Consider the following 26,036-nt stretch of genomic DNA (forward strand, 5'->3'; position numbering starts at 1 on the left):
GCCTACATGACCTGGCGTAGATACTGGATGACGCTCATTTTGCTCGGTTTGAGCATTTTTATTTCGATGCTGGTTGGGTTCGGTGACAATCGTGGCATGATGCGGTTGTTGACGTTTTCGGACTTCTCCAGTGTTGGTGCTCAGATCTCATATTACAATTTGAAAGGGGTTGTGGCTTCGGGTGAGTGGTGGCGTTTTTTCACGCCTATGTTTATGCACTTTAGTATGCTGCACCTTGTCTTCAATCTTTTGTGGATTTGGGTTGTGGGAACGCGTATTGAGCAATTGCAAGGTCCGGTTTGGTTGCTGATGATTGTGCTAATAGCGGGTGGGTTGTCAAATCTCGCTCAGTTTTTAGTCAGTGGTCCATTATTTGGTGGTATGTCCGGTGTGGTTTACGCTGTGTTAGGATATGCATGGCTCTGGGATCGTATGCGATTTCGTCCTGGATTTTATTTACCTCCGGGCTTGATGGGGTTTATGGTGGTTTGGTTGCTGCTAGGGTATACCGGACTCTTAGGCTTGATAGGTTTTGGAGCTATTGCCAATACAGCGCACTTAGTGGGGTTGTTGGTTGGGCTTTTATTGGTATTGCCAGGTCATCTGCTTCGGCGATATTTTGCGTAAAATGCGTTACGACGAGTGTCTTGTTTTGGAGAGATCAATGTTATCGTTTAATGAAATGATTGAGTCCATGACTCACGATGTCTATGAGTCAATGAAGACATCAATTGAGATCGGTAAATGGCCGAATGGACAGCCGTTAACAGCCGCACAAAAAGAGTACAGCTTAAAAGCGGTCATCGCGTATGAGCACTTGCGTAACCTTCCAGAGGAAAAACGAGTCGGCTTCATTGATCGCACGCGTCCAGATGGAAATCAGCACGGTTGTGATCCGCTGCAGCCTGAAGTGTTAAAAATTTTAAATAGCTAAGGTCTCGCCGTCTTATGTCGCAAAAATCCGTTATTTACCTCAAAGACTATACCGTCCCCGCATTTTTAGTCGAAACGGTTGATTTACGTTTCGAACTTGATGCAACGGCAACTTGCGTTGAATCAGTATTACGGATGCGACGTAATCCGAAAGCCTCCCCAGATCAGCCCTTATGCTTGTTTGGGCATGATTCCTTGGAGTTATTAAGCCTGTCAATCGACGGTGTAAGGGTCCCTGATAATGGGTGGCTGCGTCAGGATGAAGTGTTGCGTTTGAATGTTTCGCTTAACGACACCTTTGAATTGCGTTGTGTTACAAAGATTAACCCCGAAGCAAATACGGCATTAGAGGGGTTGTACCTTTCGGATGGCATGTTTTGCACTCAGTGTGAAGCGGAGGGCTTTCGGCGTATCACCTTTTATCCCGATCGGCCCGATGTCATGGCTGTGTTTACGACAACACTGATTGCTAATAAAAACCAATACCCCGTTCTGTTAAGTAATGGCAATCCAGTGGCACAGGGCTCGGATGAAACGAGTCATTGGGTGACTTGGCAGGATCCATTTCCAAAGCCTGCCTACTTGTTTGCACTGGTGGCTGGCGATCTGAGTTGTGCAGAGGATACGTTTACGACCCAGTCGGGCCGAGCCGTTAAGTTGCAAATTTATGCCGAAGCCAAGGATTTAGATAAGCTAGGCCATGCGATGGAGTCGCTAAAACAGTCCATGCGCTGGGATGAGCGTGTGTATGGTCGAGAGTATGATCTTGATATTTACATGATTGTCGCTGTCGACTTTTTTAACATGGGTGCAATGGAGAACAAAGGGCTTAATATCTTTAATACCTCTTGCGTGCTTGCACACCCAAGAACCACAACCGACGCAGCTTTTCAGCGGGTGGAGTCTGTGGTAGCGCATGAGTATTTTCATAATTGGTCTGGAAATCGCGTGACCTGCCGTGATTGGTTCCAGCTGAGTTTGAAGGAAGGGTTTACTGTTTTCAGAGACCAATGTTTTTCGGCCGATATGCACTCGGCTGCGGTTAAGCGTGTCGAAGACGTGACCCTGCTGCGTACAGCACAATTTGCAGAAGATGCAGGCCCGATGTCTCACCCTGTGCGTCCAGCATCATTTATTGAGATTTCAAATTTCTATACCTTGACGGTGTATGAAAAGGGCGCTGAAATTGTTCGAATGCTGCATACCTTGCTTGGTGAGAAGGTGTTTCGACAAGGCACGGACCTCTATTTTGATCGCCATGATGGTCAAGCCGTTACCACCGATGATTTTGTTGCCTGTATGGAGGCCGTGTCTCAACGAGATTTGACCCAGTTCAAACGTTGGTACAGTCAGGCCGGTACGCCACGCTTAGACGTTGTCGATGAATATAATGCCGATCAGAAAACCTATACCTTGCGCTTTACCCAGTCAACGCCACCCACACCGGGTCAGACTGATAAGCAACCCTTGCATATTCCGATGAGCTTGGCACTCTTTGACTCAACTGGGCAGGCGATTCCTCTGGCAAATGGGCAGCTTTCGCAGTTGGTTGAGTTAACAGATGAAGAGACGATCTTTGTCGTGAAAGGGGTGCTTGAGAAGCCGACACCTTCTTTGTTGCGCGGTTTTTCGGCGCCCGTTAAGCTGTTTTATCCCTACACTGAAGAGCAGCTTAGCTTCTTATTAACCCATGAAACAGATGGGTTTGCACGTTGGGATGCAGGCCAGCAATTGGCGGTTCGGTTGTTGCAAGCACGAATCCTCAAAGGAGGAGAGGTAGACGATGCATTACCTGAAGCCTTCGTTTCGGCATGGCAAGTATTGCTTGAGCGCGCGTCGGACGATCCGGCAATGGCTTCTTTGTTGTTAACTCTGCCCACAGAAGCCTATCTCAGTGAAATATCGACAGTGATTGATGTTGACGCGATTTTCAATGCGCGCCGGACGATGCGCCGTCAACTTGCACAAGCGTTAGAGGCTCAATGGTTAACCTTGTATAACGAGATGGGCAGTGAAGAGAGCTATCGCCCTGATTCGTCTGAAATGGCGCGCAGAAGTTTAAAGAATACTTGCTTGGGGTATTTGATGGCATTGGACAGCCCAACCTATTTGGCCTTGGCTGAGCAGCAGTTCTCCGAGTCGGATAATATGACAGAGCAGTTTGCAGCCTTGTCCACGGTTGTTTATTCTGTTTTTACCGATTCTGCGCGAGAAATGCTGGACGAATTTCTGAATCAATGGCAGCATGAGTCTCTCGTGATGAATCAGTGGCTAGCACTGCAAGCGGCCGATCCAAAATCTGGTGCCTTGTCTCGTGTCAAAGCATTGTTGGAACATCCTGTGTATGATTCACGTAACCCAAATAAATTGCGCGCTGTGATTTCAACATTTTGTAATCAAAATACAGTGAACTTTCATGGATTGGATGGCGAGGGGTACCGCTTCTTAGCAGATAAGATTATAGAATTAGATAAACAAAACCCGCAGGTGGCATCACGCTTACTGACCCCCTTAACACGGTGGAAGCGTTATGATAGCCAGCGGCAGGCGTTGATGAGGGCGCAACTACAGCGCATCATTGAGTCTGGGGATTTGTCGGGTGATGTTTATGAAGTTTTAAGTAAGAGTATGGCTTAACTTTAGTCAAAGGTTGTATTGGATTGACTCGCTCCATTTGCCTAGCTTCGTTATACTCTGTGATAAACTATTTTTAAAATAAACCATTGGGATAAGTAGAATGGAACGATTCTTAGTTGCAGACGATAAGTTTGATATTCAGCAGAATTTTCGCCGTGCATTAAAGTGCCAAGAACAGTTGAGCACAGCCAAAGAAGCGGTTAAAGAGGCCAAGGCCAGTCGAGTGTGGATTGTCGCACTGGTTATTCTGGTGTTTGCGATCAGCTCAAAGTTTTTTTTAGGGGCTGCAGCCGCGCTTGCTGCGCATTATCTCTACCGAGTTATCCGGGCTTGGTACGCCGTTAGCCGCTCTGAAGAAGCGTTGGAAGAAAGTGAGCGTTGGTTCAGCTCTAAAGGGCTTAAGCTTGAAGGTCGCGTTCTCTACTTCAATGAGGACAGCTTGCTAGAGCGCCCACTTGACCCCTTCAATGACGAGCAGTATCGTTAATATCTAAACAAAAAAGGCCGCAGTTGCGGCCTTTTTTGTTTATGAAGGGGTGTATGTGATTCAAGGCGAGATCAGCATAGGACAGGGTTGGTGGTGGACACAGTTGCGTCCATTGTGCTTGCTCCGATAGAGGGCTTGATCCGCACTGCTGATTAAGTTCGACTTAAGTTTTTCTACGTCACGATAGTATTGCGGGTGTTTTGGATCGCAAACCGTTAATCCAATAGAGCAGGTAACCTGTATCGACTCGCCTTCTTGTCCATAAAAGGGTGTTTCGCTGATGGTTCTGCGCAGTTCCTCTGCTAGTCTTAATCCTGTATCCAGTGAGCAACTTGGCAGCAGCAGCGCAAACTCCTCTCCACCGTAGCGTGCAACACAGTCAAGAATTCGTCGTTTTTCTTTTAGCAAGTGTGCGACGGCTCGAAGCACTTGATCGCCACTTAAGTGACCAAAACGGTCGTTAATGGATTTGAAATGATCGATGTCGAGCATCATGCATACAAAAGGCTCGTTTGAGCGTTGGCAGCGATTGATTTCACGGCTTAAGTGCTCATTGAAGCTGCGACGGTTAGCAGTGGTTGTCAGAGAGTCAATGCTGCTTAAACGGACAAGCGTTTCTCGGCTAATGCAAATTTCCACGCAAGTTGATAAGACGGATGCAAGGTACATGACATAGTCGTAGCTTAAAAACTGGCTATACCGCAGCTGGTCGTGGCTGCCTAGATTTAATGAGCCGATTAAGCAGTTATCTTGGATTAGGGGCAACAACACACAGGATTGAATGGTGACGGTGTGAGGAAAGCAAAACGTTCGAATGGTTTCGCTGGGTTCGCCACAAAAGTAGGTTAAGTCTGGAAACAACTCATTGAGTGGCCCTTGTGATTTAAGCAAATGGAGCTCGGACTCTGTTGAGTTGACTTCATAGCCCTGCAGCAGATCTCGAACAATATCTTCAGGATCAAGTAACATGAGAGTTAAGCTTGATAACTTAAAATCTCGCCTAAAATCATTTAATAAATAGCTTACGAGCTCAGCTAGGGTAGTGGATGACATGAGCTTGAGTTTTGCTTCAAAGAAAGAGTGTAAGAGTTGGTCATTGTGATAGGCTTTTTGCCGCATAATCGTCAGCATGCGACGTAACTCTTTGTTTTCTTCCTCAAGAGAAATAGCGCGACTCATCCAGATATCCTTAGTTGGCTGTCCTGAATAGAATGTAAGGGTCTACAATCTGTATTAACGGTATCAACGTAAATATTCACACTAAAGTTTAGCTGCGCCTAGTGTATACAAAAACGAATAAGGAGAGAATCACATGAACCTACTCTTAACAGGTGGTACGGGATTTATTGGGCGTGCTTTGGTGAAAGCGCTGATTGATCGGGGCGATCATGTCATAGTGCTGTCAAGAAGGCCTCATGAGTCAGTGAAAGGTGTTCAATATGTGCAGCGTTTAACAGACATTCCAATGGATCAAACATTGGATGCAGTTATTAACTTAGCGGGTGAGCCAATCCTTGATCAGCGCTGGAGCGCTTCTCGTAAGCAGCTTTTGAGAGAGAGCCGTATTAAGACCACTGCGTCATTGGTTGAATGGTTAAGGGGATTAGAACGGAAGCCGGAGGTCCTAGTGAGTGGTTCAGCCATTGGCTTCTATGGCAGCCAAGAAGATGTGTTGATTTCTGAAGATAGTGCTGTTGTCAAAGGGTTTACACATCAGTTATGTGCGGATTGGGAGGCTGAAGCACTGGCTGCAGAGAGCTTGGGAATCAGAGTCTGTTTAGCGAGAACTGGAGTGGTTATAGGCCCCAATGGCGGTGCTCTAGCGAAGATGATTTTGCCATTTAAGTTGGGTCTAGGCGGACCTGTTGCAACAGGCAAGCAATGGATGTCCTGGATTCATTTGCAAGATGAGGTGAAGGCATTGCTGTATCTTGTCGATCATTGTGAGGTTCGAGGAGCGTTCAATCTGACAGCTCCAAACCCTGTCACAAATAACGTATTTTCTAAAACGCTTGCCCAAGCACTACATCGGCCCGCTCTCTTTAGAGTGCCGGAGTTTACACTGGCCATGATGTTGGGTGAAGGGCGCGAGCTGCTTGTGAAAGGGCAGAGAGTGGTTCCTACACGTTTAACAAGCCTCGGATTTGTCTTTGACTATCCCGATTTGCAAGGTGCAATTAAGGCGTCTCTTTAAACAGGGCGCTTTAGGGTAATGCGTCGATTTAAATGTTGACTCCAGCGTTGATACAGAGTGTAGGCAAGTACAGACAGTAGCATTAAGGTTGCGGTTATTAATCCTAAACGTTGACTATTGAAGTCTCGATCTTCTTCTATGTTTGTCTTTCCGGAAGAGGTAGATGTATCGACATTGCTCCCTGTAGAGGTGACGAACTCGGAGCCAATAGTAATTTCACCGTGAGGCCTGCTCGTGATTCGTGCTTGATCTGACAGCGTATCCCACCAGTGTATCTCAGCCCCAGGGTGTGGGTAAGTGCCTTCTTGTTCTGGTGTCAGCAACCATAGTTCTTGTAGGACGCTCGTAACGCCTTGGCTGGATAAATGCTCGTTAGACTCGCGTCCAACGAGTGTGTAATGAGGGTAGGGATCAGCAAGCAACAAGGTATCGGGTAAATGATCGGATGTGAGTCCGACGGCTGTCAATGTCAGACTGCGTAAAAGTCTGGGCTCCTCACCTAAGGGAAGGCTTCCTAGCGTGTCACTTAAAAACACATTCTCTGAAGGTAGCCAATGACCATCATGGGTATCATGTACCTGAGGTAATACTTCAACCTCTAGATCATCCGCGAGAAGCTCATCCAATAAAAAACGATTTCCTTCAGGTAATCGTAATGCAGGTCCTTCAATGCGGATATAGCCTTCTTCATTAGGGAAAAGAGCGAAGCTGAACTCGGTCACTAAGTAGGGTTCACGATTGACCTCAGCAGTACGTGTGCTCGGAGCCTGCAAACGAATAACGCGTCCTGATTCAATGTAGGGTGGCACAAACTCCGTGTCATCAGGTAAGGGCTGTCGATGAAATAACGTGACATCCATAATCAGCTGCGCATTTTTATAGACGATTAAGCGATCTAATCTCGCCTCAATGACTAAATCATTGAACTGAGCTGTAGACGAAATGGGAGCCCGTTCACGACCTGGGGCGATTGAAAGCTGAATAGGTTCAGACATGAAGTTTTGCAGCCTCAAAGGCGGAAGTATAACGGAGCCTGTTGTTTTGGCACTAATAGGGATTTGCCAACGTGTTCGGGACTGTCGCTGTCCTGCTGTATGGGTGGTGACCAGTGAGCGTTGAATAGCACCCAGTCGAAAATCTTGCTGCAAGGGAGATAGATCGGGTGGTAATTGGAAGTCACCATTGGCCTCAATCGTCAACAGAGCACGGTCATCCAAGGTCAAGCTTTGGCGATCAATATTGACTTGAAGCTCTGCCGCTGCAGACGCTGAAAAAAAACAACAAATAAAAAAAACAGTGATAAAGGCTTGCTTAAGCTTAGTGTTCATATAATCTTATTCTTAAGTCTATAGGATTATTATCAAGTAAGGCATGCCACTCTGCAATGAGTAAATTGTCTTAGGCGGTTTAATCTAGTCTTAATATAATCAAAAAGAGAGTTTTTATGCCCCGTCAAGCTGTGGAAAGTAAATCTGAAATTCTCGCGAACTTAAAGCGAGAGGTTACAAATCGTTTAGCTGAAAGTAAGTCAGCGGCGTTGCTCCGGTTTATGGATCGTTTTTTCATGACCACTCCGGAGTTAGATCTGCAAAAATGGAGAGCAGATGACCTATTAGGTTCAGTGCTTTCGGTTTGGGAGTTTTTCCAGCACAGCCAGCTTGCCGGCCCAAAAGTTAAGGTTTTCAACCCTGATTATGAGCAACATGGTTGGCAGTCAACGCATACGGTTGTCATGGTGTTGGTGCCAGACATGTCGTTTATTGTTGATTCTCTGCGTTTGGAACTAAACCGACAGAATGTCGCGACGCATGCCATTACCAATGCTGTTATTCGTGTTTCTCGTGACGATCAAGGTCATTTTTTAGAAATGTCCGATAAAAGTGAATCGCGTGAGTCCATTGTTTGTATTGAAATCGATCGGCACACCGATAAAGAACGGCTTGAGAACATTCGGCAGGGACTTCTGGCCGTTTTGCATGATGTAAAAGCCGTCGTTAATGACTTTGATGCCATGCTCTCTGCACTCAAAAATCAAATGGCGCATTATGAGCATCAAGGGCAGCTTCATGGCCGTCCCGAAATTAAAGAAGCGTCTGCATTTTTGGTTTGGTTGGAAAAGAATTTTACATTTCTTGGGTATGAAGAGTTTGAGCGTGTTGAAAAAGAGACAGGCGCTCATTTTGAGATTAAGCCTGCGTCCGGTTTAGGTTTATTGCGTGATTGTGATACAGATTGTCGATCAGAACTGTTGGAGGTAACACTGCAGCGTGCCCCTCATGTTTTATTGCCGGATTTAATCAGCTTTTCGAAAGCGTCTGTCAAGTCACGTGTGCACCGTCCGGCCTACCCTGACTACATTAGTTTTAGACGGTTTGATGATCAAGGGGAGGTGTGTGGAGAGGTTCGGTTTTTAGGTCTTTATACTTCATCCGTATACACCCATTCACCCAGTGTGATTCCCGTTGTCCGTGACAAGATCAAAGCCGTGATGGATGGTGCTGGTTTTTATCCAAATGGGCATGATTGGAAAGAACTCTTGCAGGTCATGGAAACCTTTCCGCGCGATGATTTGTTTCAGACACAAATCGATGATCTAAGTAAGATTTCGTTGGGCATCTTACAAATTCGTGAACGTCGCCAAATACGTCTATTCTTACGCCGAGATTATCAAGGTCAGTACTTTTCGGCATTGGTGTACGTGCCGCGTGATATCTATAGCACAGAGTTCCGTCTTAAAGCTGAAAATATCTTAAAAGCAGAGCTAGGTTGTGATCTAGCGGAATTTAATACCTATTTCTCTGAGTCAATCCTAGCGCGTACTCAGTTTAACCTTCGTTGTTCCAAGGGTGAGCCCGTTGCGGATGTGTTTGATGTGCGTGAGATCGAGTACAAAATCCGAGTTGCCGCACGTAGTTGGGATGAAGATCTGTATGACGCCTTGATCGAGTCCATGGGCGAGGAGCAGGGAATTCATGCCTTCAATCATTATGGCCGCGGATTCTCGGCAGGTTATCGGTCAGATTTTTCGGCCCGCTCAGCCGTGATTGATATTCAGCACATGAAAGAATTGTCTACCACTTCGCCGATTGCACTCAGCTTTTATCGTGCTTTCGACCGCGAAGAAGATGAGATCAACTTCAAGCTTTTTCATTTTGGTCATTCTTTGCCTTTATCGGATGTTTTGCCAACACTGGAAAATTTGGGCCTGCGCGTCATTGATGAACATCCCTATCAAATTGAAGACAGTCAGGATAACTGCATCTGGATCCATGATTTTAACCTACGTTTTTCAGGTAAGCAGCATGCTTCAATTGAAGAGTTGCAAACCATTTTCACTGATGCGTTTCTCAGTATTTGGCAAGGGGTGAGTAGCAGTGATGACTTCAACCGCTTGGTTCTTGGTGCAGGCCTAAGCTGGCGGGAAGTGTCTGTTTTACGTGCCTACGCATCTTACATGAAACAAATTCGTTTTCCGATTAGTACCGAAGCGGTGAGTCTTGCATTAAACAATCATGTACCCATTGCTCGCGATCTGATTCAGATGTTCAACGCTCGCTTTCATCCGCAGCAATCGAATTTGGATCTTGCCAGCAAAATTGAAGAGCGCGTATTGACCGCTTTAGATGATGTGAGCAGCTTGAATGAGGATCAGGTTATTCGGCAATACCTTGCATTGATCAATGCAACGTTACGAACCAACTATTTTCAAATGTGCAAAGGACAGTCTAAAGGGTATCTATCCTTCAAACTATCACCGGCACAGGTTCCGTTTGTACCGCAGCCGTATCCTATGTTTGAGATATTTGTCTTTTCACCTAGGGTTGAGGGCGTGCACTTGCGGGGTGGTAAAGTGGCACGCGGTGGCCTGCGCTGGTCTGATCGAAATGAAGACTTTAGAACGGAAGTCTTGGGTCTAGTAAAGGCGCAGCAAGTTAAAAATGCGGTGATAGTGCCTGTTGGAGCGAAAGGAGGATTTGTCGCTAAGCGTCTTAACAGTCGGATGACAAGGGACGAGTGGCTTGAAGAAGGGATTGCCTGCTATAAAATTTTTATTAGTGCGTTGCTCGATATTACTGACAACGTAATTGATAACGAAGTTGTACCGCCTAAAGAAGTGGTGAGGCATGATGAAGACGACACCTATCTTGTCGTAGCCGCGGATAAGGGAACCGCGACGTTTTCAGATATTGCCAACGGTATTGCTGAGTCGTACCAGTTCTGGTTAGGTGATGCGTTCGCATCCGGTGGTAGTCAAGGGTATGACCATAAGAAAATGGGTATTACGGCTCGTGGTGCCTGGGTGTCGGTTGAACGTCATTTCCGCGAAATTGGAATTAATACGCGCTATCAGCCCTTTACGGTCATAGGCATAGGTGACATGTCCGGGGATGTATTTGGTAATGGACTATTGCTGTCTGATCAAATTAAGTTGGTCGCTGCCTTTAACCATATGCATATTTTCATCGATCCAAATCCGGATCCACAAGCAAGCTTTGCAGAGCGCAAGCGTTTATTTGAGCTGCCAAGGTCAGGATGGATGGACTACCAGTCATCTCTGATCTCTAAGGGAGGAGGTGTTTTTGAGCGGTCTGCAAAATCCATTACTTTAACACCTGAGATCCAAGCGCTCACGGGGCTGAGCCAAACCCGTATTACGCCAACTGAATTGATTTCTGCGTTATTAAAGTCTGAAATCGATTTGCTGTGGAACGGTGGTATTGGGACGTATGTGAAAGCCAGCACCGAGACGCATGCAGATGTCGGCGATAAAACCAATGATGCGTTGCGTGTCGATGGTAATGAATTGCGCTGCAAGGTTGTTGGCGAGGGGGGGAATTTGGGGATGACACAGTTAGGGCGAATGGAATTTGCTCGCAATGGTGGTCGTTTAAACACCGACTTCATTGATAACGCAGGAGGAGTTGATTGTTCAGACCACGAGGTCAATATCAAAATTCTGTTGAATGGTTTAGTTGCGGCAGGGGATTTAACCCTTAAGCAACGCAATCAGTTGTTGCTGGAAATGACCGATGAGGTCGCTGGGCTGGTTCTGAAAAACAATTATCGTCAGGTTCAAGCCATCACCTTAGCTGAGCGTCGGTCTTTGAAAGCAATGGCCGAGTATCAGCGCTTCATTAATAAGTTGGAGTCTGAGGGTAAACTTAATCGAAAGCTCGAGTTTATCCCGACTGAAGATCAACTTGAAGAGCGTCGAGTCAGCGGTTTGGGGTTAACTCGTCCGGAGCTGTCCGTACTTGTCTCGTATAGTAAAGCCGACTTGAAAGCCGAGTTGCTTAAGACAGATGTTCCAGATGATGCATACCTTGCACGTGAATTGGTCACCGCTTTTCCTAATAAAATGGTAAAAATTTACAATGAGCCTTTAAAGCAGCATAAGCTTTGCAGGGAAATCGTGGCGACTCAAATTGCCAATGAAATTGTTAACTTGATGGGGGTTAACTTTGTTGACCGCTTGGTTACAACAACGGGGACGGATACGAGTACGGTTGTACGTGCCTATGTGTTGGTTCGAGATGCCTTTGATTTGCCAAATCTCTGGAAGCAAATTGAGTTTTTAGACTATGAAGTTGATGCCCAAATTCAGCTTGAAATGATGGAGCGCCTTCAATATTTGGTGCGTCATGCTGCACGCTGGTTTGTGCGCAATCGCAGAGGTGGCATTGACTGTGCGTCTGAAACCGAATATTTTGCAGACTCAATACGGAGTATCAGCCTGACCCTTGGAAATCTACTCTGTGGTGAGCCTAGAACTGAATGGGAGGATGCCTACCAGCGTTACACAAATGCGGGTGTGCCTTCTGAGCTTGCTAAAGTTGTTGCCGGTTCTGGAGTGTTATTCACAGCGCTGGGTATTATTGAAGTGACACGTGAGCACGAAGTGCCGTTGACGCGTGCGGCTCAAGCGTTCTTCAGTTTGGGTGAGCGATTAGAATTGCATTGGTTTGCGGGTCAGTTAAATGATCTGCATGTCGATAGTTATTGGCAAGCATTGGCAAGAGACTCATTCCGAGACGATCTTGAGTGGCAGCAGCGAGCATTGACTGCAACTGTGTTGCAGGTAGATGCTGAGGCAAGTGATGTTGCACTTGATGCTTGGATAGCCTTGAACAAAACGCATTTAGAGCGTTGGGATAAGGTGCTTTCCGATCTTAAATTGGCTAAGACGCAAGACTATGCAATGTATACGGTTGCTGTGCGTGAGTTGTTTGATCTTGCGCGAACCTGTAAATCATCTTAATTAGTGGGTGGTTATTCTTCAAACTGCCTGCGCTTGTTTGGCAGTTTGAATGAAATACGCAGTGTTAGATGTCAAAATTACTCGAAATGAGTTTCTGAAATACTACAAAGGCGTGGCCTCCCGTGTCTCCGTGCGGGCGCGGGATGGTCGACGTTTTCACCTACCTGCTTCAGTCTTTACGCGCTTTTTATCTCACCATGGTGTAAATGGCAGTTTTATTATTTATTTTTCGGAAGAGGGAAAGCTGATTCAGATTGATAGGATGTCAAACGGATGACTGTCATTCGATCCTTGCAAAGATTATAATGGACGAAATTGTATATAAACTCTGGGATTGCGATGTTATACACACTTGCACGATCACTGATGTTTAAGCTGGATGCTGAGACTTCTCATAACCTTGCCCTTGGTGGAATGAATCTGCTTTCTGGTGTTGGACTCGAGCAGTTAATAGGCTCAAAGCCTATGCATTTACCTGTGGAGGTCATGGGGTTACGTTTTCCTAATCCGGTTGGCTTGGCTGCGGGTCTTGATAAAAATGCCAGTGCTGTTGATGGTTTGGCTGCGATGGGATTTGGCTTTATTGAAGTCGGCACTGTCACGCCTAAGCCTCAGTCAGGTAATCCCAAGCCGAGACTCTTCCGCTTAGAGGATCGACAGGCCATTATTAATCGAATGGGATTTAATAATGATGGTGTTGATCAGCTTCTTAAGAACCTCGAGAACTGTCGTTACGATGGTATTTTGGGCATTAATATTGGGAAAAATAAAGATACACCGAATGCGCAAGCAAACGATGACTATCTCTATTGCATGCGCAAGGTATACTCTCGTGCTAGCTATATCACCATTAATATTTCTTCTCCGAACACACCTGGACTGCGGACGCTTCAATTCGGTGAGTCATTGAACAGCTTGTTGGATTGCATGAAAACCGAGCAGTCAAAACTGAGTAAGGTTCATGGGCGTTATGTACCTATAGCACTCAAGATTGCACCGGATATGGGGCCTGAAGAGTTTGAGTTGGTGGCAGCCTCCCTTAAGGCCTATGAAATGGATGCGGTGATTGCAACGAATACCACCCTCTCTAGAGACGGTGTGGAAGGGTGTCAGTGGGCGGAAGAGGCTGGCGGTCTCAGTGGTGCGCCTGTTCGAAATCGCTCTACAGCTGCAATTATGGCGTTGTCTAAGCACTTGAAAGGCAGTGTCCCCATTATTGGGGTGGGCGGTATTACTGAAGGTTTTGATGCGGCAGAAAAAATTCAAGCGGGTGCGAGTTTGGTGCAGATCTACACAGGATTTATCTACCAGGGGCCCGGCCTTATTCGAGACTCTGTTAAAGCAATTGCAGAAATACGTTGATCTTTGACTCCGGAAAGTCCTAAGAAAAGGCTATCCGGAGCATCTTGTTAAGTGATAATAATAGAAAGTTTAAGCAAGTGACGGGTTTATCTGTATTGCAGAAACGCCAGACATGCCGTTCCAATGTGCTTCGCGTCCTTCACGCCATCCTGTCATCCAACAACTTCGCATATCCGCGTTGTTAACTGGGCATTCCTCGCGTGATTTTCCGCTGATGCCAGCATTAAAACCACGGTTGTACAGAGTGGAGCTGCGGTCACGTTTCTGTTTTCTCATAGTACGCCTCTCATGTTTCTATTTATCATAGCGCGAAGGCTAATTGCACTTCGCGAGTGGCCGTGAGTTCACTATACTCACACCTTCATTAATAACGTAAATAAAAATCTTTTGCGATTGAAATTTGCTATGGTTGTTAAAGGTGCTGATAGTAAGTTTGTGTGTGCAGTTGCAAAAATATGAATATAATCAACTGATTGAGTAAATATTTCAAACATGTGTTTATGGATGAAAATTTTTCAGTTAGTCATTAAAGTTAAACAAATAAATGTTGAGGTGCGAACTAAACATGCCAATTCAGAATGATGCGATGGGTATATCCTATTTTGTAACCTGTCCAAAAGGGTTGGAGGCGCTTCTTCTAGACGAAATTAACGCACTCGGTGCCATATCAGCTAAACAAACGGTAGCGGGCGTTGCGTGTGAGGGCGATAAAACTCTAGGGTATCGATTGTGTTTAGAGTCTCGTTTAGCGAGTCGAGTATTATTGCGCTTAGCTGAGGCTCCTGCAGCAACGCCTGACGCGTTGTATGACCTAGTGCAGTCCATCGACTGGCTTGAGCTGATGCGTCCTTCAGGGACCCTCAGTGTTGATTTTAACGGCCGTAGTGACGCCATCAATAACACTCACTTTGGGGCGTTAAAGGTTAAAGACGCTATTGTTGACCAAATACGCGGTGCAACAGGTCAGCGCCCCTCTATTGAAAAGCAGCAGCCGGATATACGTGTCAATGTTCATCTAGCGAAAGGGCAAGCGACAGTTTCGCTTGATATGTCGGGTGAGAGTTTGCATCGAAGAGGCTATCGCCAGCAAGCAGGTGAAGCGCCAATGAAAGAAAATTTGGCCGCCGCTGTCTTACTGAGAGCTGGGTGGAATAAAGACGTGTTTGATGCGGTGTTAGATCCTATGTGCGGATCTGGCACCTTGCTGATCGAAGCGGCAATGATTGCAGCGAATATTGCCCCTGGCTTGTATCGACACCAATTTGGCTTCACCCATTGGTTAACGCATGACCGTGGGTTGTGGAAGGAGTTGTGCGATGAAGCGCATGCGAAAGCAGAAGCTGGAAAAGTCGCCCTTACCGCACAATTCTATGGCTTTGATCAAGATGAGAAGGTCTTACATAAAGCGAAAGAAAACATACGTCGGGCTGGTTTAAGTGCGTTTATTCGCGTTGAGTTGTCCGAATTAAGTGGACTTCAGTGTCCCCAGGATATTGAGAAGGGCTTATTGGTTACCAATCCGCCTTATGGTGAGCGGTTGGGCGAAACCGAAAACCTGATGTGCCTATACCAATTGCTGGGACAGCAGTTACGAAGCCAATTTGAGGGGTGGCGAGCGGCGGTCTTTACATCAAATCCTGACCTATGCAAGGTCATGAAACTGAAGGCGCAGCGCTCCTACCAGTTGTTTAATGGTGCCTTAGAGAGCCGATTGTTTTTATATGAAGTCTTTGCGCAAGAGGATCGAGTTCAAGATGAAGCGAAAACGCTTGAGCTGACGGAGTCTGCGCAAATGGTCGCGAATCGAATTCAAAAAAATCAAAAAAACTTAGGGAAATGGATTAAAAAAGAAGGGATTGAGTGTTATCGCGTTTATGATGCGGATATTCCAGAATATGCTGTGGCTGTCGACTGCTACGGTGACGAAGTGATTGTTCAGGAGTATCAGGCGCCTTCGTCAGTTGATCCTGTAAAAGCGTTTAGCCGCTTTAATGAAGCGGTTGCAGCGGTGGCTCAGGTGATGAACAAAAAGCCACAACAAATTGTCGTTAAGCGTCGTAAGCGCCAGCAGGGAACGGAGCAGTATGAGCGTCATGATACCACCGACCATTTTTTTGTGGTGACGGAGCTAGGTTGTAAGCTGTGGGTGAATCTTCATGATTACCTTGATACGGGGTTGTTTTTGGATCATCGGCCAGTGCGCCGCAAGATTCAGTCGATTGCTCAAGGTAAAAATGTTCTTAATTTATTTTCATACACGGCGACAGCTAGCTTGCATGCAGCGGTGGGCGGTGCTAGTAGAACAACGAGTGTTGATATGTCGTCCACGTACCTTGATTGGGCGCGTCGCAATTTCGCCTTGAATGGATTGGATAATTCGAACCATCATTTTGTGCGAGAGGATTGTTTCAAATGGTTGGAGCGTCAGTCATCTGCGCAATATGATTTGATTTTTATGGATCCACCAACTTTTTCAAATTCAAAACGAATGGAAGGGGTGTTGGATGTTCAGCGAGATCATGTTCGGTTGATTCACTTGGCGATGGGCTTGCTTAAAAAAGAGGGTTTGTTGATTTTTTCCAATAATTATCGTCGTTTCAAGTTAGACAGCGATGCGCTTCACGCCTATGAAGTGAAAGATGTGACAGCAAGCACGATTGATCCTGATTTTAAGCGCAATGCAAAAATACATTGCTGTTTTGAAATCAAGCATAGTCAGGTATAAAGAGTCAGGGTGGATAACCCTCCTAAGACTCACCTTTGGTGAGGTTAGGAGGGCTTTAAGACCTAAGGCTTAATTATGCAGAAGGGTAGTCACGCTTTTTAGCGCCTGTGTAAAGCTGGCGTGGGCGACCAATACGGTTGGGGCTTGAATGGAACTCGTTCCAATGGGAAATCCAGCCAATGGTGCGAGACAGTGCAAATATAACTGTGAACATGCTTGTTGGAATGCCGATTGCTTTCAGAATGATACCTGAGTAGAAGTCGACGTTTGGATAGAGTTTTCTCTCAACAAAGTACGGATCTTCTAGTGCAATTTCTTCAAGGCGAGTTGCGATTTTTAATAATGGATCGTTCTCGATTCCGAGCTCACCTAAGACCTCATCGCAGGTTTTCTTCATGACTTTTGCGCGCGGATCAAAGTTGCGATAGACGCGATGTCCGAAGCCCATCAAGCGGAAAGAGTCTTCAGGGTCTTTGGCGCGTTGAATAAACTCTGGGATATTGGCTTCGTCGCCGATTTCTTCCAGCATGGTCAGTACTGCTTCGTTTGCACCACCATGTGCAGGTCCCCATAAAGCCGCAATGCCAGCAGCAATACATGCAAATGGATTGGCGCCTGATGAGCCCGCCAAACGAACGGTAGATGTTGATGCGTTTTGTTCATGATCAGCATGCAGTGTGAAAATTCGATCCATTGCGCGAACAAGGATTGGGTTGGCAACGTAATCTGCACAGGGCGTTGAGAACATCATACGCAAAAAGTTTTCAGCATAGGTGTTGTCATTGCGTGGATGCATGAATGGCTGGCCAATAGAATACTTATAACACATGGCCGCCAACGTGGGCATTTTTGCAATCAAACGATACGCACAAACTTCGCGGTGATGCGCATTATTGATGTCCAGTGAGTCATGGTAGAAGGCAGATAGAGCGCCGACAACACCACACATGATCGCCATGGGGTGCGCATCGCGGCGGAAACCTTTAAAGAAGGCGCTTAGTTGCTCGTGCACCATTGTGTGATTGGAAATGGTGTTGTTGAAAACAGCTTTTTGTTGTTCGGTTGGGAGTTCACCGTTTAGTAATAAGTAGCAAACTTCCAAGTAATCAGACTTTTCAGCGAGTTGCTCGATTGGGTATCCGCGATGCAGAAGAATGCCCTTGTCGCCATCGATGTAAGTAATTTGTGATTCACAGGCCGCAGTCGACACGAAGCCAGGGTCATATGTGAATAGGCCTTTGCTAGTCAAAGGACGAACATCAATGACGTCGGGGCCCTCTGTTCCGGAGTAAACGGGTAATTCAATCGTTCCATCCAGACCATCGACCGTCAAACGTGCTTTCTTGTCAGCCATAGTTGGCTCCTATCATTCGGTTTAATTACAACGACTTGTGACCAGTCGTTTGATTACACTGTTGAGAATTGACCTAGTTAAGGACGGTACAACTATAAAGTTTGTCACGCGATTGTCAATTAAACCTAAAGGCGAATATTGCGCCGCAACATCAAAAAATTCGAACGGAGGTGATCAACTCATGAGAAATGGCCTTATAATACGTGGGTTCGAAGAAAGGCATGCTCTGCAAGCCACGGTTTATGCTTAGACCATTGTTGTACATGCGTGATATCGCGTTGTATTCAAGGGTTGAAGTGACTATACTCCGTGGCCTGAGTTGACATTGTACTTATGTGTGCAATGCCACAAATGTGCAATGCCAGTTCGGCATCCCGAGCTACTGCTTCTGAGCACTTCCAAACAACCAAGTCCTGCAAAGGGACCCAAAAGTGTGAACTAGAGCCGTGAACAAAAAAAGACCTGTAAACTTAGATCTTCAAACGATTAAATTGCCGATTACGGCGATCACATCCATTCTGCACCGCGTAACAGGTGTAGCGTTGTTCTTCGGCGCTATATTTGCAGTGTATCTACTTGGGCTATCGCTCGAGTCTGAGGCTGGCTTTGCCGCTGCCTCTGACTTAATGAACAATAGCTTCTTGGCGAAATTGATAGCGTGGGGACTTGTGTCTGCCTTGCTTTACCACTTCGTAGCAGGAGTCAAGCATCTAGTCATGGACTTGGGTCACTGTGAAGAATTGGAAAGTGGCAAACAGGCCGCTAAAGTTACGTTGATCGTAGCTGGCGTATTAGTCCTTCTTGCAGGAGTGTGGATATGGTAACTAGCATTACGAGTTTTGGCCGTAGTGGTCTTTATGACTGGATGATGCAGCGCGTAACCGCTGTTGTCCTTATGGCATATACGATCTTTATGATCGGGTATCTTCTTTTTAACCCAAGTCTGGATTATGCACAGTGGAGCGGTCTGTTCTCAGGCACGGCTATGCGTATCTTTACGTTGTTAGCAATCTTGTCTATGGCGGCTCACGCTTGGATAGGCCTGTGGTCAGTTTCAACTGACTACATCAAGATTACTAGCCTTCGGTTTGTTTTTCAGTCCGTATGTGGCCTGCTCGCGTTTATTTACGTTGTGTGGGGCATTCAGATTCTGTGGGGTGCTTAAGAGATGTCTAATCTTCGTACATTAAGTTTCGACGCGATTGTTGTCGGAGGTGGTGGTGCTGGTATGCGTGCTGCTTTGCAGTTGGCGCAATCAGGTCTTAAAACCGCATGCGTGACAAAAGTGTTTCCAACACGCTCTCATACGGTATCAGCGCAAGGTGGTATTACCTGTGCAATTGCAAGTGCGGACCCTAATGATGATTGGCGCTGGCACATGTACGATACCGTCAAGGGATCTGATTACATCGGAGATCAAGACGCTATCGAATATATGTGCTCTGTCGGACCGCAAGCTGTATTCGAATTGGACCACATGGGATTGCCTTTCTCACGTACAGAGACAGGTCGCATTTATCAGCGTCCATTTGGTGGTCAGTCTAAAAACTTTGGTGAGGGCGGCCAAGCGGCTCGTACCTGTGCAGCGGCTGACCGTACTGGGCATGCGTTATTGCATACGTTGTATCAGGCGAACATGAAAGCGGGCACCACCTTTTTGAATGAGTGGTATGCCGTTGATTTGGTCAAAAATGCAGACGGTGCCGTCGTCGGAACGATTGCAATTTGCATTGAAACCGGTGAAACCGTTTACATCAAGTGTAAAGCAACAGTGTTGGCAACTGGTGGCGCAGGCCGTATTTACGCGTCAACCACTAACGCATTGATAAACACAGGTGACGGCATAGGTATGGCGTTGCGCATCGGTGTTCCTGCTCAGGACATGGAAATGTGGCAGTTCCATCCAACCGGTATTGCCGGTGCGGGTACTCTGGTAACAGAGGGTTGTCGTGGAGAAGGTGGTTACCTGATCAATAAAGACGGCGAACGCTTCATGGAGCGCTATGCACCGAATGCGAAAGATCTGGCGGGTCGTGATGTAGTTGCCCGTTCAATGATCCTAGAGATTCTTGAAGGGCGTGGTTGTGGACCTGATGGTGATCACGTGTTGCTTAAGCTAGATCACTTGGGTGAAGAAGTACTTCATTCTCGTCTGCCAGGTATCTGTGAACTTTCTAAGACCTTTGCGGCTGTCGACCCAGTTAAAGAGCCTATCCCCGTTGTGCCAACCTGCCATTATATGATGGGTGGATTGCCAACTAACATCGGTGGTCAAGTATTAGCGCCTGATGCTGAGGGTGTTGATCACTTGGTGCCGGGTCTGTTTGCTTGTGGTGAAGCGGCGTGTGTGTCTGTGCATGGTGCAAACCGTCTGGGTGGTAACTCACTGCTTGACTTGGTTGTCTTTGGTCGTGCAGCGGGCATGCACATTGAAGAGCAAATGCGTGAAGGCTACGAAGTTAAAGACGCCACAGATGCTGACGTCGAAGCGGCAATGGCACGTCTCAATCGTTTGAATAATTCAACGTCAGGTGAGCGTGTTGCTGATGTCAGAAAAGAACTACAAAGTACAATGCAATTGTATTTTGGTGTGTTCCGTGACGGTCCTAGCATGGAAAAAGGTTTGGGCTTATTAAAAGATATTCGTAAGAAAGTCGAAAACCTGTATCTAGAAGATAAGAGCCAAGCGTTCAACACGTCACGTATCGAAGCACTTGAGTTGGAAAACTTACTTGAAGTGGCGGAAGCGACAGCGATTGCAGCTGTTGAGCGTAAAGAATCACGTGGTGCACATGCTCGTAATGACTTCACTGAGCGTGACGATGAAAATTGGTTGTGCCATTCGGTCTATTTCCCGGTAGAAAAGCGTATAGGTAAGCGTGCAGTTAACTTTGCACCTAAAACTATGGACGCGTTCCCACCGAAGATTAGAACTTACTAAGGGGTTGTTATAATGCTGGTAAGTGTATATCGCTATAATCCTGAAAAGGACAATGCACCCTATATGCAGGATATCCATATAGATATTCCTGGTGGAAAAGACATCATGGTGTTGGATCTCCTTCAGCTGCTGAAAGAGAAAGACACAACATTAACGTTTAGACGTTCGTGCCGTGAAGGTGTTTGCGGTTCGGATGGTATGAACATGAATGGCAAAAACGGCTTGGCATGTATCACGCCTTTGTCGCAAGTGGTTGAAAAAGATAAGCTGGTATTGCGCCCGCTTCCTGGCTTGCCTGTGATTCGTGACCTCGTCATCGATATGTCGCAGTTTTATCGTCAATATGAGAAGGTTAAGCCTTTCTTGATCAACGATACGCCTGCGCCTGCAATCGAGCGTTTGCAATCACCTGAAGATCGTGCTGAGTTGGATGGTTTGTACGAGTGTATTCTATGTGCATGTTGTTCAACGGCCTGTCCTTCATTCTGGTGGAATCCAGATAAGTTCATTGGGCCTTCTGGTTTGCTGCAGGCATATCGATTCTTAGCCGATACGCGTGACACCGCTCGTGATCAGCGTTTATCTGAGCTTGATGACCCATTCAGTGTTTTCCGCTGTCATGGTATCATGAACTGTGTGAATGTCTGTCCTAAGGGGTTAAACCCTACCAAGGCGATAGGTAAAATCAGAAATATGCTCTTGCAGCGTGCGACCTGATTAGTACTTTCCCTTAAAACGGCGCTTATGCGCCGTTTTTATTATAATAATATAACAAAATGTTACAATGAGACTCGTTCAGTACCCAAAGGTCTATGTTACGTGGAAGCTTATTTTCTGTAGAATTTCATGTGCATGATCTGTGTTAACCTATGCCTAAACGTCGTAAAATAGCCTGATGTAATTAGGCTGATACAGCGGCTGGCAAACATTACAACAATCGGTAATTAGCAGCGAGGCAGCGTTCTAAACGTTAAGGATATGGTGCAGCCTTATCGAATAGCTTCCTCCAGACTCAGGGTGAAAAAATAATGCAAGACAGCATGATGGAGCTGATGTGGAAGAATGCACACCTATACGGTGGAAATCTTTCATACGTAGAACAACTTTACGAAACATACCTCATGGATCCAAACGCTGTTCCACAAGAGTGGCGCGAAGAATTTGACCGCTTACCTGTAAGTGCTCAAAACATTACGCAGGATATTCCCCACTCTCCGATACGTGATCATTTCTTAGCCATGTCTAAGAATAAGCGTCGCGCTCTGCCCGCAGCTGTTGCGAGCGTCAGTTCTGAACATGAGAAAAAGCAAATTCGTGTATTGCGTATGATTAACGCATACCGAGTTCGCGGGCATCAGGTTGCACAGATTGATCCGCTGAAATTGTTGAAGCGTGAGCCTGTACCTGATTTAGATCTTCGTTTCCACGAACTATCTGAAGCCGATAACGATACACAATTCCAATTGGGTTCGCTGTTTTTTGGCCCTGAAGAAGCGCCACTGCGGTCCATTGTCGAAGATTTGAAAAAGACCTACTGTTCATCCGTAGGTGTTGAGTATATGCACATTGTTGATACTCAGGAAAAACGCTGGATTCAGTCACGTATGGAGCCTGTGCGCTCAAGCCCAGTGCTTGAAGCTGAAACGCGTAAACACATTCTTGAGCGTTTAACGGCAGCAGAAGGGCTTGAAAAGTATTTAGGCTCTCGTTACGCGGGTGCTAAGCGTTTTGGTGTTGAAGGGGGTGAATCTCTCATTCCATGTCTTGATGAACTGATTCAGCGTGCAGGTAAAGAAGGCGCTAAAGAAGTGGTTATCGGCATGGCGCACCGTGGTCGTTTAAACGTACTGGTCAATATCTTTGGTAAAAACCCATCCGATCTTTTCGGCGAATTTGAGGGTAAAAAGACCCTTGAAACATCAGGTGACGTTAAATACCACCAAGGTTTTTCATCCAATGTGATGACGCCAGGTGGAGAAGTTCACCTTGCCATGGCCTTTAACCCTTCCCATTTGGAAATTGTATCGCCAGTGGTTGAAGGATCGGTTCGTGCACGCCAAGATCGTCGTGAAGATGAAGTTGGCAACTCAGTTATTCCGGTTTCTATTCACGGTGATGCTGCATTTGCTGGTCAAGGCGTCGTCATGGAAACCTTCCAGATGTCTCAAACCCGTGCTTATAAAACGGGCGGGACGATCCATCTGGTCATTAACAACCAAGTTGGTTTTACAACGTCTAAAAAAGAAGATGCACGTTCGACTGAATACTGCACAGACGTTGCCAAAATGGTCCAAGCACCGATTTTCCATGTGAACGGTGACGATCCAGAAGCTGTTCGCTTTGTGACTCAGCTTGCACTTGATTACCGTAATGCCTTTAACAAAGATGTGGTTATCGACCTGGTATGTTACCGTCGTCGAGGTCATAACGAAGCCGATGAGCCATCAGGCACTCAGCCTTTAATGTATCAGCAGATTAAGGTTCAGAAAACAACACGTGAGCTTTATGCGCAGCGTTTAGTTGATGAAGGCGTGCTAACGGCTGAAGACTGTAAAGAAATGGAGCAGGCCTACCGTAAAGCCTTAGAAAACGGTGAGCATGTTGCGAACGCACTGGTGCTTGAGCCAAACACTGAATTGTTTGTCGACTGGAAGCCTTACTTAGGCCATCAGTGGTCATTTGAGGCTGACACTCGTGTTGACATTAAACTTCTGCAGGAACTTGGGCAAAAAATGTGTCGCTTCCCAGAAGGGTTTGCGATTCAAAAGCAAGTACAGAAAATTTACGATGACCGTTTGCGCATGGCGGCAGGTGCCATGGAAATCAACTGGGGCTTTGCTGAAACCCTTGCCTACGCAACCTTGTTGGCAGAAGGTCACCCGGTTCGTATTACCGGTCAGGATGTGGGTCGTGGTACCTTCTCGCACCGTCATGCGGCTGTGCATCATCAGAAGGATGCGAGCACCTATGTTCCATTGCAACACTTAGCAGACGACCAGCCTGACTTTGATATTTACGACTCTTACTTGTCAGAAGAGGCTGTCTTGGCGTTTGAGTATGGCTATGCCACGACCATGCCAAATACGATGGTGATCTGGGAAGCTCAGTTCGGTGACTTTGCCAATGGCGCACAAGTTGTTATCGACCAGTTCATTACCAGTGGTGAGCATAAGTGGGGACGTCTGTGTGGTCTAACCATGCTGTTGCCTCATGGCTTTGAAGGTCAAGGACCTGAGCACTCATCTGCACGTCTTGAACGCTTCCTGCAGCTTTGTGCTGAGCACAACATTCAAGTTTGTGTTCCCACGACGCCTTCTCAGATTTTCCATCTATTGCGTCGTCAAATTACGCGTCCTTTAAGAAAACCATTGGTGGTTATGTCGCCGAAGTCTTTGCTTCGTCATAAGCAAGCGACATGTTCACTTGAAGATCTTGCAGAAGGTAGCTTCCAGCCTGTGATTGGTGAGGCCGATAAACTAGATCCAGCAAACGTTAAACGTTTGGTTCTGTGCAGCGGCAAGGTTTATTATGACCTTTACAATCGTCGTGCAGAATTGGCAAAAGAGGATGTGGCAATTGTTCGTATTGAGCAATTATACCCCTTCCCTGAAGAGATCTTAGGTCAGACAATTGCAGAATATACCAACCTTGAGTCGGTGGTTTGGTGTCAAGAAGAGCCAATGAACCAAGGCGCGTGGTACTGCAGTCAGCATCACATGCGTCACGTTTTACAGAAGCATAATCCTTCACTTCATTTGGAAGGTGTGGGTAGACCCCATGCGGCTGCGCCAGCTGTGGGTTACATTTCTGTTCACGTTGAGCAGCAAGAGCAGTTGGTTAACGAAGCGATCAATGGTTAATAACACGTTCTCACAAGAACATCAGTGCAGCATATAGAAGGAAAGAGCATGAGTATCGAAATTAAAGCCCCAACATTCCCGGAATCCGTTGCAGACGGTACCGTTGCAACTTGGCACAAACAACCTGGTGAGGCGTGTGCAGCTGATGAGCTCATCGTTGATATAGAAACGGATAAAGTTGTTCTGGAAGTCGTTGCGCCTGCTGATGGTGTGCTTGCATCCATCATCAAGGGTGAAGGCGATACAGTATTAAGCGAAGAAGTTCTCGCTATTTTTGAAGCAGGGGCTGTTGCAAGTGCTGCGCCAGCGGCTGCAACTGCAGTTGTTGCAGATGTGACTGCAACGGATGCTGAAAAAATTGGACCTGCTGCCCGTAAGTTGATCGACGAGAACAACTTGGATGCCAGTAAGATTCAAGGTACAGGCAAAAATGGTGGGATCACCAAAGAAGACGTTCAAAACTACATCAACAATCCAAGCGCAGCCGCTCCTGTAGCTGCAGCGGCTCCAGCGCCTGCAGCTAAACCTGCTGCCGCTGTTATTAATGTTCCTGTTGGTGACCGAGTTGAAAAGCGTGTTCCTATGACGCGTTTGCGTGCCACCATTGCTAAGCGTTTAGTTGAAGCACAACAAAATGCCGCGATGCTAACCACCTACAACGAAGTCAACATGAAGCCTGTTATGGAGCTTCGTAAGCAGTATAAAGATCTGTTTGAAAAAGTTCATGGTGGCACTCGTTTAGGCTTCATGTCCTTCTTCGTTAAGGCGGCGACGGAAGCATTGAAGCGCTTCCCAGCCGTAAACGCATCGATTGATGGTAATGACATGGTTTACCATGGCTACCAAGACATCGGTGTTGCTGTTTCCACTGAGCGTGGTTTGATGGTGCCAGTATTGCGTGATACAGACAGCATGAGCTTGGCTGACGTTGAAGCGACCATCGCTGATTTTGGTAAGCGTGGCCGTGATGGTAAGCTTGGCATGGACGATATGCAGGGTGGAACCTTCACGATTACGAATGGTGGTGTCTTTGGCTCATTGATGTCTACGCCCATTCTGAACCCACCACAAACAGCTATTTTGGGAATGCACAAGATCCAAGAGCGCCCAATGGCTGTGAATGGTCAGGTTGTGATTTTACCAATGATGTACCTCGCATTGTCATACGATCATCGTATGATTGATGGAAAAGAGGCTGTACAATTCCTGGTTACAATAAAAGATCTGTTAGAAGACCCTGCACGTCTGTTGCTTGAAGTCTAAGTAACATCCGTAATCAACGAA

At 46.5% G+C, this 26,036-nt stretch carries 19 protein-coding genes; 15 read left to right on the plus strand and 4 right to left on the minus strand.

Annotated elements, in window-relative coordinates:
• The first annotated feature begins 6 nt into the window (after positions 1–6).
• From F5971_RS02360 to F5971_RS02375, 4 genes are all read left to right on the plus strand, one after another.
• Positions 7–627, plus strand: coding sequence for a rhomboid family intramembrane serine protease (locus tag F5971_RS02360; RefSeq protein WP_193493802.1), 621 nt, complete (start codon positions 7–9; stop codon positions 625–627).
• A gap of 37 nt (positions 628–664) precedes the next feature.
• Positions 665–934 (plus strand): DUF1315 family protein, encoded by a 270-nt coding sequence (locus tag F5971_RS02365; RefSeq protein WP_036507065.1) that lies wholly within the window; start codon positions 665–667, stop codon positions 932–934.
• A gap of 14 nt (positions 935–948) precedes the next feature.
• Positions 949–3,570 carry an aminopeptidase N gene (gene pepN, locus F5971_RS02370; protein WP_193493804.1) on the plus strand — a complete coding sequence of 874 codons (2,622 nt, stop codon included), beginning with the start codon at positions 949–951 and terminating at the stop codon, positions 3,568–3,570.
• A gap of 100 nt (positions 3,571–3,670) precedes the next feature.
• Entirely contained in the window at positions 3,671–4,057 is a 387-nt protein-coding gene (locus tag F5971_RS02375) for a hypothetical protein (RefSeq protein WP_036507068.1), read from the plus strand.
• Positions 4,058–4,117: 60 nt separating this feature from the next.
• Here the strand turns inward: F5971_RS02375 and F5971_RS02380 are convergent, their stop codons facing one another.
• Positions 4,118–5,236 carry a GGDEF domain-containing protein gene (locus F5971_RS02380; protein WP_051513977.1) on the minus strand — a complete coding sequence of 373 codons (1,119 nt, stop codon included), beginning with the start codon at positions 5,234–5,236 and terminating at the stop codon, positions 4,118–4,120.
• Between the two features lie 133 nt (positions 5,237–5,369).
• On the opposite strand from F5971_RS02380, the gene F5971_RS02385 reads away from it, so the two are divergent.
• Positions 5,370–6,251 (plus strand): TIGR01777 family oxidoreductase, encoded by an 882-nt coding sequence (locus F5971_RS02385; protein ID WP_193493807.1) that lies wholly within the window; start codon positions 5,370–5,372, stop codon positions 6,249–6,251.
• Here the strand turns inward: F5971_RS02385 and F5971_RS02390 are convergent.
• Positions 6,248–7,579 (minus strand): BatD family protein, encoded by a 1,332-nt coding sequence (locus F5971_RS02390; RefSeq protein WP_193493810.1) that lies wholly within the window; start codon positions 7,577–7,579, stop codon positions 6,248–6,250. The two genes, F5971_RS02385 and F5971_RS02390, sit on opposite strands and share 4 nt — an antisense overlap.
• 116 nt (positions 7,580–7,695) lie before the next feature.
• On the opposite strand from F5971_RS02390, the gene F5971_RS02395 reads away from it, so the two are divergent.
• From F5971_RS02395 to F5971_RS02405, 3 genes are all read left to right on the plus strand, one after another.
• Positions 7,696–12,510, plus strand: coding sequence for an NAD-glutamate dehydrogenase (locus F5971_RS02395; RefSeq protein ID WP_193493812.1), 4,815 nt, complete (start codon positions 7,696–7,698; stop codon positions 12,508–12,510).
• 49 nt (positions 12,511–12,559) lie between these two features.
• Positions 12,560–12,787, plus strand: a complete 228-nt coding sequence (locus F5971_RS02400; RefSeq protein WP_036507081.1) for a DUF2835 family protein — start codon at positions 12,560–12,562, stop codon at positions 12,785–12,787.
• Positions 12,788–12,849: 62 nt separating this feature from the next.
• Positions 12,850–13,872 carry a quinone-dependent dihydroorotate dehydrogenase gene (locus F5971_RS02405; protein ID WP_193493814.1) on the plus strand — a complete coding sequence of 341 codons (1,023 nt, stop codon included), beginning with the start codon at positions 12,850–12,852 and terminating at the stop codon, positions 13,870–13,872.
• Between the two features lie 69 nt (positions 13,873–13,941).
• Here the strand turns inward: F5971_RS02405 and rmf are convergent, their stop codons facing one another.
• Positions 13,942–14,148, minus strand: a complete 207-nt coding sequence (gene rmf, locus F5971_RS02410; protein WP_081763680.1) for a ribosome modulation factor — start codon at positions 14,146–14,148, stop codon at positions 13,942–13,944.
• 289 nt (positions 14,149–14,437) lie between these two features.
• On the opposite strand from rmf, the gene rlmKL reads away from it, so the two are divergent.
• On the plus strand, positions 14,438–16,597 hold the full coding sequence (gene rlmKL, locus F5971_RS02415; RefSeq protein WP_246187745.1) for a bifunctional 23S rRNA (guanine(2069)-N(7))-methyltransferase RlmK/23S rRNA (guanine(2445)-N(2))-methyltransferase RlmL: 2,160 nt from the start codon (positions 14,438–14,440) through the stop codon (positions 16,595–16,597).
• Between the two features lie 73 nt (positions 16,598–16,670).
• Here the strand turns inward: rlmKL and gltA are convergent, their stop codons facing one another.
• On the minus strand, positions 16,671–17,951 hold the full coding sequence (gltA, locus tag F5971_RS02420; protein WP_036507085.1) for a citrate synthase: 1,281 nt from the start codon (positions 17,949–17,951) through the stop codon (positions 16,671–16,673).
• Between the two features lie 446 nt (positions 17,952–18,397).
• On the opposite strand from gltA, the gene sdhC reads away from it, so the two are divergent.
• From sdhC to odhB, 6 genes are all read left to right on the plus strand, one after another.
• Positions 18,398–18,775 carry a succinate dehydrogenase, cytochrome b556 subunit gene (gene sdhC, locus F5971_RS02425; RefSeq protein ID WP_036507087.1) on the plus strand — a complete coding sequence of 126 codons (378 nt, stop codon included), beginning with the start codon at positions 18,398–18,400 and terminating at the stop codon, positions 18,773–18,775.
• The gene (gene sdhD / locus F5971_RS02430; RefSeq protein WP_036507089.1) at positions 18,769–19,116 is read left to right on the plus strand and encodes a succinate dehydrogenase, hydrophobic membrane anchor protein; all 348 of its coding nucleotides are present in this window, start codon (positions 18,769–18,771) and stop codon (positions 19,114–19,116) included. Before sdhC ends, sdhD begins: the two co-directional genes overlap by 7 nt.
• Before the next feature lie 3 nt (positions 19,117–19,119).
• The gene (sdhA, locus tag F5971_RS02435) at positions 19,120–20,892 is read left to right on the plus strand and encodes a succinate dehydrogenase flavoprotein subunit (protein WP_036507091.1); all 1,773 of its coding nucleotides are present in this window, start codon (positions 19,120–19,122) and stop codon (positions 20,890–20,892) included.
• 12 nt (positions 20,893–20,904) lie between these two features.
• On the plus strand, positions 20,905–21,609 hold the full coding sequence (locus F5971_RS02440; RefSeq protein WP_036507094.1) for a succinate dehydrogenase iron-sulfur subunit: 705 nt from the start codon (positions 20,905–20,907) through the stop codon (positions 21,607–21,609).
• 311 nt (positions 21,610–21,920) lie between these two features.
• On the plus strand, positions 21,921–24,752 hold the full coding sequence (locus F5971_RS02445; protein WP_081763681.1) for a 2-oxoglutarate dehydrogenase E1 component: 2,832 nt from the start codon (positions 21,921–21,923) through the stop codon (positions 24,750–24,752).
• A gap of 48 nt (positions 24,753–24,800) precedes the next feature.
• On the plus strand, positions 24,801–26,015 hold the full coding sequence (odhB, locus tag F5971_RS02450; protein WP_036507096.1) for a 2-oxoglutarate dehydrogenase complex dihydrolipoyllysine-residue succinyltransferase: 1,215 nt from the start codon (positions 24,801–24,803) through the stop codon (positions 26,013–26,015).
• Positions 26,016–26,036: the final 21 nt, after the last annotated feature.

The sequence above is a fragment of the Nitrincola alkalisediminis genome (assembly GCF_009821115.1).
GTDB lineage: Bacteria > Pseudomonadota > Gammaproteobacteria > Pseudomonadales > Balneatricaceae > Nitrincola > Nitrincola alkalisediminis.